Raw genomic sequence first — 12750 nt, forward strand, 5'->3', positions numbered from 1 at the left:
CGGCGACGGAACGACCTACGACCGGACTACGCCGGTCATGGTGAAAAAGCCTGCAGACGCACCCGCGGACTTCACCTGCGTACAGGTCAGCGCTGGATACGATTTTTCTCTGGCTCTAGGCAGCAACGGATACGCCTACGGCTGGGGATGCAACGAGCTAGGTCAGATTGGTGACGGCACCGCCTGGGAATCGGATGTTCCGGTGCGCGTGCGCGACCCCGCCAACCCCACCGACACAAGCAAAGGACTGCAAGCCGTACAGGTGAGCGCCGGAGTCGATCATTCGCTGGCCGTGGGCAGCGACGGATACGCCTGGGCATGGGGATGCAACTTGTATGGTCAGCTTGGCAACAACGGCAGCGACTATAAAGTGCATTCTGTTCCCGTGCGCGTGCGCGACCCCGTTAACCCCACCGATCCGAGCAAAGGACTGAAGGATACACGGGTCAGCGCCGGAGACCATCATTCGCTGGCCGTGGGCAGCAACGGATACACATACGGTTGGGGAAACAACGAGCAAGGTCAGATCGGCGACGGGACGAACGACGATTCAAGTGTTCCCGTGCTGGTGAAGTTCAACGTGCAGCGGGTAATCACCCGCGTCAAATTTGACAGCAAGGCCATATCAGCCATGAAACGCGGCGATGACGGCAGCGTGATCGTGCTCACGCCCGCACACCAGCCGGGCACGGTTACCGTCAGCGTGGACTACACGCTGGGCGGCGCACCCCAAAAGCCGGACACCTCCCTTCGTTACACGTACCTGCCCGCAGGCGTGCTCCCCAAGGCCGGAGGGGAAGGCATCCTGCTGGCCCTGGCCACCGGCATTACCGGTATGGGCGGGGTCCTGGCATCCCGCCGCCACAGAAAGGAAACACATAGTCTATCACACGCTTCGCACGAGTAAGACGGGCCGGGCGGCGTATCAATCCCCCCGCCCCCGGCCCACATAGGGGGAGCAGGGAGGAAACGTGTCACTTACGGCTCACACCCCAAGAGAGCCGACACTTCCCTCCCGCGCCCCCACCACACTTATTTAACCGCCAATGACGTGATGCCGGCCAAACCGATCCATCCATGGTCCGATCATTCATACCCACAACACGGTCCAACTGCAGTTGAAGCAGCGCGTCAAGCACAGCCGAAAGGATAGACGGGTGCATGAGGCCTACCCTGGCTTAGCTGACCTATGCAGTCAGCATCAAGACCAACAGACCGGACAAAGCTCAAGATCATCAGACAGAGGACGATGCGCCTCCCACACCCCGCCAGCGCAATCGAACCACACATATACGCACTTCCGCTGGATCGGCATTGGCGCCATCCATGAAGCCACAAGGCAGGACAATCCAGCCTGCCGGATCAGCCCGATCCCGGCGAGCTCTCAGACCCCTGCCAGCGCGATGCGGTGGCGGCGGCCAGCTGGCAGACCCCGCAGACTGCCGATCAAATTGACCCACATCCACCCACAGGACAGCTACAACCCTAGGCTGACCGGTCTTTTGAGAGCGACGGAAAAACCAACAGATTCCGGATTCTTCACCCGCACTATCCTTGGCCGTTGGAGAATGATGACTACCGGGTCGCACCATGTTAGGTTCGGCCGAAACGTTCGCCCACACAGGGCATTGGATGCCGCCATCCGTTGCACCCAGCCCTGATTAATACTGCCGCTTCCCTCACATCTGATTTGCCAGCCCGTTTCGTCATTGAGCAGATGCTGAATATTGCGGTCGATATAAGAGTCGACACAGTAATGCGATTAATCGGACAATACGACGCTGGCACAACAGTTAATGGTGGCTCGCCGTACCGTGCGGATCGGCTATCACGGATTGCTTCGTGTGTTGTTTTTTCGGCCCGGTGGTATGGTGTGAAAACAGGGGCATCGGAAATGTGCCTGTCTTCCGCAGTGGTTCGTGCAATTGGATGCAAGGGCTGGCGTTGAAAGGCTGAACGGTTTTCCGATGGACAAGACGTTACAAGGCAAAGCGGCACCGTTTCGCTGGTTCGACCGTCACGAACCAACAGATAATGCCCAGTGATGGTAAGGGGTTTACGAGTCATGCATGTGGTTTCCCAACTGCGTCGCACGTTGGCGATGATGGTCGTCCTGATCAGCCTGCTGGCAGGCCTGGGCGTCGCATCCGCCCAGGCGGATGCTCCTATCCTCACCGGGGGGGGGGGGTCGTCAGACCCCTCGCGTAGCTAAGCAAACCCCCGGCATTTCCTCCAGCAACGCAACCAACGCCCAACTGCCATCACCCTCACAAATACAAACCACCCCACCATTAAGCCCAACAGCAAGTCCAAGCACCCCGTCACCGACGACAACACCTGGCAACACGGACACCACACCGACTCAATCAGCCGACAAGACAGATAATCAGACTTCGCACACAGTGCGCTTCGACCCTGTTGACGGAGGCACGCCAACACAGTCAACCGTGAAAACCGGGACTCTAGTTACTCCCACGCTACAGAATCCGCAACGTGATGGCTTCCGGTTCGACGGATGGACTCATGATGGCCAGCCTTTCGACTTCCAGACCCCCATCCTCCAAGACACAACCCTGAAAGCCCGGTGGACCAAGACCACGGACTGGACGCTGAGCCCGGACCACGGGCCCGCCACCGGCACCCGGCTGACCATCAGCCCACCAAGCAGACAGGAACCCTATTACGCCAGCATCCACGCCACTGGAAACCAGACTGTCGGCCTAACTGGCGACGGCCGCGTCTACGCATGGACGCAAGACGGCACGCCAGAACAGGTGCCTTTCCCCGCCCAGGCTCCCGATGGGTTCCACTACCTGCAGGCCGCAGCCGGCAGCCGATCGCAGGCGGCATTGGGATCCGACCAGCGGATCTACACATGGGACAGCCGGCAGGCCACACCCGGAATCCTCGACACCGGCCCGAACACCAGGTTCACCAGCATCAGCATGGACAATGACTGGCTGCTGGCCGTGGACCGGCAGGGACAGGTCCACGCCTATCAGACCAGCCAGGCCGACAGCCAAAACATAAAACCGACAGAACAAGCCACAACCAGCCTGCCCGGACAAGCGCAGGCCGTCACCGCCGCCGCCTCCACCGGCCGGGCTCTCATCGTGGACACGGACGGGCAGATCTGGACATGGAATACGACCATTGAGAACTCCAGGCCCGAACAAGTCAAACAGGATCCGGGCATGCGCACCGTCCAAGCCCAAGCCCTCAGCAAAGGATTCCTCCTCCTAGACGCAGACGGGCAAGCCTGGTACCTGGCCAACAACACCACCGCCATGATCCAGATCAGCCTGCCGGACAGCACGCAGGCCAGCCGGATCACCGCCAACAAGAACCAGGCCATCATCACCGGCACGGACGGCCACATCTGGGCCTGGAAACCCGGCAAAACACCCGCCAGCGCAGACAAAGGGAACCAGCAGTACACTCAAGCCGCCAGCAACAGCGGCAGGATCACCGCCATCAGCAGGCAAGACGGCATCTTCACGTGGAGCCTCGATACTCAAGGCAATCCCGGCAAGCCCGCCAGGCTCGACACCGTCGCCGCCCCCGCCCTGGAATCAGCTAGCCTAGACAGCCAGCAGCTCAAACTCAGCAAGACTGTAGACGCCTGGCAGACGGAGATCCCTGCCCGCAAGCCTGGACAAGCCGCCATCCTCATCGCCGGCAGGCAGGACGGCCAACCCTTCACCAGGAGCCTCAACTACACGGTCGACCAGTCGCTGTTAAGAGACACTCAGCAGGGATCCACCTACAAAGTCACCTTCAATGCGGGTGGAGGAAACCCAGAACCAATAGTTCAGAATATCTCCTACCCGTACGGCAGAGTACAGCGTCCTTCGCCTGACCCAGAGCGTGAAGGCTACCTGTTCGACGGATGGTTCATAAACGAAGTAGCCTACGACTTCAGCAAGCCCGTCACCGAAAGCCTCACTCTCACTGCCAAATGGACATCCAAAAAGCCTAACAACACATGGAAAATCAACCCCAACAGGGGCAGCCAATTAGGCGGGCAGAAGACCTCCATTACCGCGCCAGATACTAGCCGTGGCATCAAGTTTAATCAGGTTTACGGTTCTAAGGACGGTAACTTCGATTTTTCGCTGGCGGTGGGCAGCGACGGAAACGCGTATGCTTGGGGCAACAATAAGTATGGCCAGCTTGGCGATGGGACAAAGACCAACAAGATTACACCGGTCGTGGTGAAGAAGCCTGCAGACACACCTGAGGATTTCACCTACACGCAGATCAGCGCCGGGGGCGATTATTCGCTGGCCTTGGGCAGCGACGGATACGTGTACGCCTGGGGACACAACAACTACGGCCAACTTGGCAATAACACCACGTTTTCTTCGTCTGTTCCAGTGCGTGTAAGTGACCCTCATAACCCTAACAATACGGGCACAGGGTTGAAAGCCGTGCAAGTGAGCGCAGGGAGTTATCATTCGCTGGCGATCGACATAGACGGGGAAACCTGGGCATGGGGATACAACTACTATGGCCAGCTCGGCAATAAAACCAATAGTGGTTCTGACAACCCGAACCCTGTTCCTAAACCCGTACAATACCCCGAAAGCGAAGGCACAGTTAGCACCTTGCAGGTGAGCGCCGGATATGCGCATTCGCTGGCAGTTGACAGCAAAGGAAACACATGGGCATGGGGATACAACTACAACGGCGAACTGGGCAACGGTACCAGCAGCGGAACCTATCATCCAAATCCGGATCCTGTTAAGGCGACATATCCCAGGGATGCAGGCCAAACCGTACAAGTGAGCGCCGGATATGCGCATTCGCTGGCCATCGACAACAAAGGAAACACATGGGCATGGGGGTACAACTATAAGGGTCTTCTTGGCGACAATAGCCAGATTGATCAGCATTCTCCTGTACCTGTGCAATCTACTCCTGGATACACATTGAAAGCCGTTCAAGTGTGTGCAGGATATGCACATTCGTTAGCTATCGACACAAGCGGAAACACATGGGCATGGGGATACAACTACAGCGGTCTGCTCGGAATCAACAACACGAAGGATGTTCAATATCTTGTACGAGTACTCAACTCTGACCAATCCTCCAGCTCGGCCGGTCCTTGGCTCAACGCTGCACAGGTAAGCGCAGGGTATTCACATTCACTGGCAATAGGAAAAGACGGAAGCGCTCGGGCATGGGGAAACAACGGCGCTGGCCAGCTCGGCACGGACACCAAAAGCAGCTCGTCCGTTCCCGTGTCGGTGGTGTTCAACCTGCAGCCAGTGATCAGCGGCGTCAGATTCGACCAGACCTCCGCATCTGACCTGACACACGGCCAAGTAGGCAATAGCGTCACCGCGACCGTTCCCAAGCATGAGCCGGGTCCGGTCATAGTCAGCGTTGATTACACGATGGGCGGCACAGGAAAAGTTACGACCGACAAATCCCTGACCTACACGTACACGCCTTTGGGCGTGCTCCCCCAGGCCGGCGGGGAAGGCATCCTGCTCGCCTTGGCCACCGGCATGACCGGCATGGGTGGGGTCATGGCCTCTCGCCGCCACCGAAGGGAACAACTACAGCTACTACACGCTTCGCACGAGTAAGACAGGCCGAAGGCTTATCAATCCCCCGCCCTCGGCCGCACGGGGGCGCACGGAGGCCAGTGTCACTTAAGGTTCAATCCCCAAGAGAGCCGACACCCCTCCCGCGCCCCCACCACACTTCCGCAGGCATATACACACGGCCACACAACCGGCCGGTTCGGGAGTATCAGAACAGGACGGCAATGATTCTTCTCTGCACCAACCTGGTCGACACTGGGAGAATACCAGCAGCTGCTGCTCCCGCCATTTACAGGACATCCAACAGACAACCGTCAAAGACCTTGAGCGGATAGCATCGATAAACTGCCACGCAAGGCCTTAGATGCCGCCATCCGCGACTCCCCGACCTCATCGGCAATCTCGTCCAGAGCCGTTACCACCCCCGCCGCTTCCCACGCACCTGACCTGCGGAACCAATCTACTCCTGGACAGACGGAGAGCCTGGGAATCGTAGCACCGGGTAACAAAGCGATATCTACCTGCTGTTTCTTTTGCCAGTGAGGCGATTAACCAGCAATACGGTTAGGCATAGGGATCAAACAAGTCTTGTACCACATTTCGAAGCACTTATTGTGAGGTACACCATATGTGGTGCTTTTTCGGTTAGCATGATGAGTGCAATGCGGTTGGGGTCATTGGTTGGGTTTCGATGTGGCTCGAGGGGTCACTTTCTGACGGGTAGGACGTTGTAAGCAGTGGTCATCGGCACACTCTTGGGGATGCTGGAGGTAGATGTGTCCGATGTGGGCGAAAGGTGTTCGGCTTATGCATCTGGGTACCCATCTACGTCGTATCTCGGCGATGATGATCGTCCTGCTTAGCTTGCATGCGGGCCCTGCTGCGGCATCCACCAACGCGGACGGTGATGCACTCCCCGCTCTCTCCAGCAGCGCCGCCAGCACTCAACTTTCCTCGCCATCGTCCCTGAAAACCGCATCACTGCTAAAACCTGCAACAACTTCAGATGCCCCTTCAACGTCGACGGGCATTCCGGACAGCACAGAATCGGCTTCTTCGGCCAAGCCATCCGATAAGACGGACGACGAAGCCACGCACGTGGTGCGCTTCGATCCTACCGATGGAGGCACGCCTAGGCAGGCAAGTGTGAAAACCGGAACCCTCGCCGCACCCCCGAAACAGAATCCCCAGCGTGATGGATCCCGGTTCGAAGGATGGACACTTGACGGCCAGCCCTTCGACTTTCAAACGCCCATCCTCCAAGACACGACACTGACTGCGAAATGGAGCAAATCTGCAGACTGGAGGCTGAGCCCGGACCACGGTCCCGCCACCGGCTCCCGCTTGACCATCAGCCCGCCCAGTCAGCAAGAACCTTATTACATCGCCATCCACACAGCAGGCAACCAGACAGTCGGCCTGACCGGCGACGGCCGCATCTACGCCTGGACGCAGGACAGCACACCCGTGCAGGTTCCCTTCCCCGCCCAGGCTCCCGACGGGTTCCACTACCTGCAGGCCACGGCAGGCGACCAATGGCAGGCAGCATTAGGATCCGACCAGCACATCTACACCTGGACCAGCGAGCAAGCGACGCCCATGATTCTTGACACCAGCCAGAACTCCAAGTTCACCAGCATCAGCATGAACGGAAACCTGCTGCTGACCATCGACCTGCAGGGACAGGTCCACACCATCCAAAACAGCCAGAACGACAGCCGGGATCCGACCAGGCTGCCCGGTCAAGCGCAGGCCGTCACCGCCGTCTCCTCCGCCAGCCGTATCCTCGCCTTAGATGCAGACGGGCAAACCTGGGCTTGGGACACAACCAACACTGGAAGCGCCAAGCCAGAACGCATCAGGCAAGACTCGGTCATGCGCACCTTCCAAGCCCTCGATAAAGGAGTCCTCCTATTGGACGCAGGCGGGCAGACCCGATACTTGGCCGACAGCACAAGCAGCACTACAGTTATCAACCTGGCGGACGGCGGGCAGGCCAGCAGAATCACCGCCAACAACAGCCAGGCCATAATCACCGACAAGAACGGCCACGTCTGGACCTGGAAGCCCGGCAAGACACCCATCCGCGCGGACGACAACAGGGAACAGGTTTACGTGCAGGCCACGGCTCCCGGCAGCGGGATCACCGCTATTGACAGGCAGGGCAGCATATTCAGATGGAACCTGGATGCCCAGGGCAAGCCCGGAAAAACGGTTCAACCCAACACCATCCAAGCGTCCATCCTGGAAACAGCCAGCCTGGACGGCCAACCACTCAAACTCACCAGAGATAAGGATTCCTGGCAGACGGACGTGCCCGTCCACAAGCCCGGGCAAGCCGCCATCCTCATTACCGGCACGCAGGATCGCCAGCCTTTCACTAGAAGCCTCGGCTACACGGTCGACCAGGCACTGACCAGAGAGGTCCAACAGGGCTCCGCTCATACGGTCCATTTCAATACGGGCGGAGGAGGCCCGAACCCCCAGGACCAGAACATCCAGCCAGTCTACGGCAGGGTCCAGCGCCCCTCCCCCGACCCGATGCGCCAAGGCTACCAGTTCGACGGATGGTTCACCGGACAGGTCGCCTACGACTTCAGCAAACCCGTCACCCAGAACCTCATCCTCACCGCCAAATGGACCAGCAAAAACCCCAACACCTCCTGGAGAATCAACCCCGACAAGGGCAGCCAGCTCGGTAAGGAATCCACCACCATCACCCCACCAGCAACCAGAAGCGGCATCAGGTTCAACCAGGTCAGCGGCGGAGGATACGTATATGCTGATCTGACGGGGTATTCGCTGGCTGTGGGCAGTGACGGGAACGCCTACGCATGGGGACAGAACTGGTATGGCCAGCTCGGCAACAGCACGTCCGTCCGGCGGAACACGCCCGTCCCGGTGCCAAAGCCTGCAGGCACACCTATGGATTTCACCTACGTGCAGGCCTATGCCGGAGGCTACCATTCGCTGGCCATCGGCAGCGACGGGTACGTGTACGCCTGGGGGCTCAACGACCACGGGCAGCTCGGCAACCACACCAAGTCCAATTCCTCAACCCCCGTGCGCGTGCACGGGCCCGGCAACACCGGCGAAGGACTGAAAGCCATCCAGGTCGCCGCAGGAGCCTGGAACTCCATGGCATTGGCCGCCGACGGCACCGTATACACCTGGGGCGGCATATCCAAAGGAGGCGGTGATGACTGCTTCAGCCCGCAGAACGTGCCCATGGCGGTCAAGAACCCTTCGGATGCGAGCGGCGTCCTCCACGCCGTGCAGATCAGCACCAGCTGGTCCTTCGACATGGCCATCGGCCAGGACGGGTACGTGTACACCTGGGGCTACAACACCCATGGCCAGATCGGCAAGAACACCACTGACAATAGTTTCCACCTCACGCCCAGCCGCGTGTTCGCCTCAAACAAATCCACGGCTGCTGCGGGCCCCTGGCTGAAGGCCGTCCAGGTGAGCGCCGGCGGATGGTTCGCATTAGCTATCGGCGAGGATGGCAACACATGGGCATGGGGCTATAATCAGTACGGTTCGCTCGGCAACGGCTACAGCAGCACAAATACAGACACGAATTATGTCCCCCAAAAGGTGCGATACCCCGCGAATGCGGGCGCAGTGACAGCCGTGCAGGTGAGCGCAGGAATTTACCATTCATTGGCCGTCGACACGGATGGGAACACCTGGGCATGGGGCTACAACGACTATGGTCAGCTCGGTGACAACACCACCAGTGACCGGAATTCCCCTGTGAAGGTGTTTGCCTCCGCGCAGTCCACGAGCTCGGCCGAACCCTGGCTGAATGCCCTGCAAGTCAGCACAGGATGGCGGCATTCACTGGCGATTGGCACGGACGGATACGCCTACGCCTGGGGACAGAACTGGTATGGTCAGCTCGGCAATCCCAATGCAGGAAGGCAGAGTCTTGTTCCTTCACCGGTGTCGTTCAACCTACAGCCGGTGATCACCAGCGTCACCTTCGACACCAGCCCCGGCACGAACCTGATCCGCGGCGATGGCGGCAGCGTCAGCGTGACCACGCCCGCACACCTGCCGGGCACAGTCGCAGTCAGCGTTAAATACACAACGGGCGGCGCGGGAAATACCCTAACCGACACTTCCCTCAGATACACGTACATGCCTGCAGCACCTGTAGGCGTGCTCCCCCAGGCCGGCGGTGCAGGCATCCTGCTGACCCTGGTCACAGGAGTTGTGAGTATGGGCAGCGTGCTGGCCTCCCGCCACCACAGGAGGAAACAGCATCAGCTGTCGCAAACTTAGCACGAGTAAGACCAGCCAGGGGCGGGTCAATCTCTCGGCCCTGGCTTATCGGGGGCGCACGAAGGCATTCGTCATATAAGGCTCAATCCCAAGTGAGCTGACACGCCTCCCGCGCCCCTCCCACCACGCTTTTATCGATAACAGTCAGCGGGATCTGAAAGCAGTCATGCACGCGACGCTCATATCGAGGAGAGAAAGGAATATTACAGACTTGCCAAAGGGCACACGGTCCCGAGTCAGCCCGGCCTTCGTCTGTGTTCCCCGACCCGGCATGATTACTGTAAACAACCACCCTCCCCTAGCCAAAGAAATTATTGCCGCTGGTCAGTTGAACCACGCTCGGGTGTTTGTCTACGGGCTGGGTGGTAGGGTGAAAAGCGGGGGATGTCGAAAAGACGACTGGCTTCTGTCAGGATTCGTACTGTCTGTTGCACAGTCTGACCTTGAGCATTGGGCAACTTTCCGACAGGAAAACGTTACGTAGGCAGTCGGCATTGGTTCCGCTTGGTGTTTGGTGAAGGGGTTTTGGTTTCATGCATCTGGTTTCCCGTCTGCGTCGCATCATGGCGATGACGACCGTCCTGATCAGCCTGCTGGCAGGCCTGGGCGTCGCATCCGCCAACGCAGCGGATACTCCTGTACTCACCGGGGGGGGGGGGTCGTCAGACCCCTCGCGTAGCTGACGGAAACCCCGGCACCCTCCCCAGCAACGCACCAGATACCCCGCTTCCCACACCCTCACCAATACAAACCACCGCACCGTTAACCCCCACGCCAGACGCCCCGTCATCGACGACAGGATCACCTGACAGCGCAGACTCCGCTCCGGCTAAATCAGCCGAAAAGACAGACGATCAAGCCACGCATACAGTGCGCTTCGACCCCGCCGACGGCAGCAAGCCAACACAGTCAACCGTGAAAACCGGCACCCTCGCCTCACCTCCGGAACACAACCCTGTACGTGATGGCTTCCGGTTCGACGGGTGGACGCTTGACGGCCAGCCTTTCGACTTCCAGACCCCCATCCTCCAAGACACCACCTTGACTGCGCAATGGAGCAAAGCAACAGACTGGACGCTGAGCCCGGATCACGGGCCCGCTTCTGGCGCTCTGCTGACCATCAGCCCGCCCGACAGGCAGGAACCTCAATTTGCCAGTGTTCATGCCACAGGGGAGCAGATTGTGGGCCTGACCGGTGACGGCCGCATCTACACCTCGACGCAAGACCGCTCACCCAAACAAGTCCCTCCCCCCGCCCAGGCTCCCGACGGTTTCCATTACCTGCAGGTTGCAGCCGACAGCCGATGGCAAGCCGCACTGGGATCCGACCAGCACATCTACACCTGGACCAACGGACAAACAACTCCCACGATCCTTGACACCGGCCGGAGTACTAGGTTCACCAGCATCAGCATGAACGATGACCGGCTCCTAGCCGTGGACCGGCAGGGACAGGTCCACGTATACCGGGCCAGCGATGCCGGCAGCCAGGATCTGAACCCGAAATTCACAAAGCAGACCACGACCACTCTGCCCGGAAAGGCGCAGGCCGTCACCGCCGTCGCCTCCGACAGCCGGATCCTCATCGTGGACGCTGACGGGCAGGCCTGGACCTGGGATGCAAGCAACACAGGCAACATCAAGCCCGCACGCATCAAACAGGATCCGGGCACGCGCATCGTCCAAGCACAAGCCCTCAACCAAGAGTTCCTCCTCCTGGACACGAACGGGCACACCTATTACCTGGCCGATGGCAAGAGCAGCATCACAGCTGTCAACCTGCCCGAAGGCATGAAAGCCAGCAGGACCACCGCCAACAAGAACCAGGCCACGATCGTCGGCAAGGACGGCAGCGTCTGGACCTGGAAGCCGGGCGAAGCGCCCAAGCGCGCGGACAACGGGAATCAGTCATACGTACAAGCTGCAAGCACCGGCAGTAGGATCACCGCCTTCAGCACGAAGGGCGACATGTTCACCTGGAGCCTGGATAAGCAGGGCCAGCCCGGCAAGCCAGCCAGAATCTACACCACCACCGCCCCCACCCTGGAAACAGCCAGCATGGACAGCCAAACATTGAAACTCAGCAGGAACAACGACTCATGGCAGACGGACATGCCCGCCCATAAGCCCGGACAAGCCGCTATCCTCATCACGGGCAGGCAGGACGGGCAGCCTTTCGCCAGGAGCCTTGCGTACACGGTCGACCAGCCGCCGGCACGGGCTGCGGAGCCAGGATCCGCGTTCACGGTCCGCTTCGACACGGGCGGCGGAAGCCCCAAACCAGCAGACCAGACTGTCTCCTCCCCGTACGGAAGGGTGAAGCGCCCCTCCCCTGACCCTGTGCGGGAGGGCTTCCTGTTCGACGGCTGGTTCACCGGCGAGGTGGCTTACGATTTCAGCAGGCCCGTCGGCAAGGACCTGACCCTGGCCGCCCGCTGGACGCCGGCAGGCCGGAACACCAAGTGGAGCATCAGCCCTGATAAGGGCAGCCAGCTAGGCAGGGAACCCGCCACCATCACCCCGCCCGACAGCACCAGCCGCGGCATCAGATTCAACCAGATCAGCGCATCAACAAACGGTTATTTTTCCCTGGCGGTGGGCAGCGACGGGAACGCCTACGCCTGGGGATACAACAACACTGGCCAGCTTGGCGACGGGACGAGAGACGACAAGCATGCGCCGGTCATGGTGAGGAAGCCCGACCGCAGCACGTATCCGGACCTGCCAGCGGACTTCACCTACGTGCAGGTCAGCGCCGGAGGCTCTTATTCCCTGGCCGTGGGCAGCGACGGCAACGCCTACGCCTGGGGATCCAACTTCTATGGCCAGCTCGGCGACGGGACATACAGCGGCCGGTATGCGCCGGTCAGGGTGAAGACGCCCGACCGCAGCACGTACCCGGACCTGC

Annotated in this window: 6 protein-coding genes; all 6 read left to right on the top strand. The window is 59.9% G+C overall.

Annotation, left to right across the window (positions count from 1 at the left end):
- Window positions 1-907: RCC1 domain-containing protein (locus QRX41_RS08275; protein ID WP_396176809.1), on the top strand; the 907-nt coding region annotated here is incomplete at its 5' end.
- Window positions 908-2065: 1158 nt separating this feature from the next.
- Window positions 2066-2212, top strand: a complete 147-nt coding sequence (locus QRX41_RS08280) for a hypothetical protein (protein WP_313839931.1) — start codon at window positions 2066-2068, stop codon at window positions 2210-2212.
- A 235-nt stretch (window positions 2213-2447) separates the two neighbouring features.
- The gene (locus tag QRX41_RS08285) at window positions 2448-5594 is read left to right on the top strand and encodes an RCC1 domain-containing protein (protein ID WP_313839933.1); all 3147 of its coding nucleotides are present in this window, start codon (window positions 2448-2450) and stop codon (window positions 5592-5594) included.
- An 804-nt stretch (window positions 5595-6398) separates the two neighbouring features.
- Entirely contained in the window at window positions 6399-9842 is a 3444-nt protein-coding gene (locus tag QRX41_RS08290) for an RCC1 domain-containing protein (RefSeq protein ID WP_449495103.1), read from the top strand.
- Between the two features lie 533 nt (window positions 9843-10375).
- The gene (locus QRX41_RS08295; protein WP_313839937.1) at window positions 10376-10525 is read left to right on the top strand and encodes a hypothetical protein; all 150 of its coding nucleotides are present in this window, start codon (window positions 10376-10378) and stop codon (window positions 10523-10525) included.
- Window positions 10526-10712: 187 nt separating this feature from the next.
- The coding region (locus QRX41_RS08300; RefSeq protein ID WP_313839939.1) for an InlB B-repeat-containing protein at window positions 10713-12750 on the top strand (2038 nt) is incomplete at its 3' end.

Origin of the sequence: Bifidobacterium kimbladii, assembly GCF_032193675.1 — a bacterium.
Taxonomy (GTDB): domain Bacteria; phylum Actinomycetota; class Actinomycetes; order Actinomycetales; family Bifidobacteriaceae; genus Bombiscardovia; species Bombiscardovia kimbladii.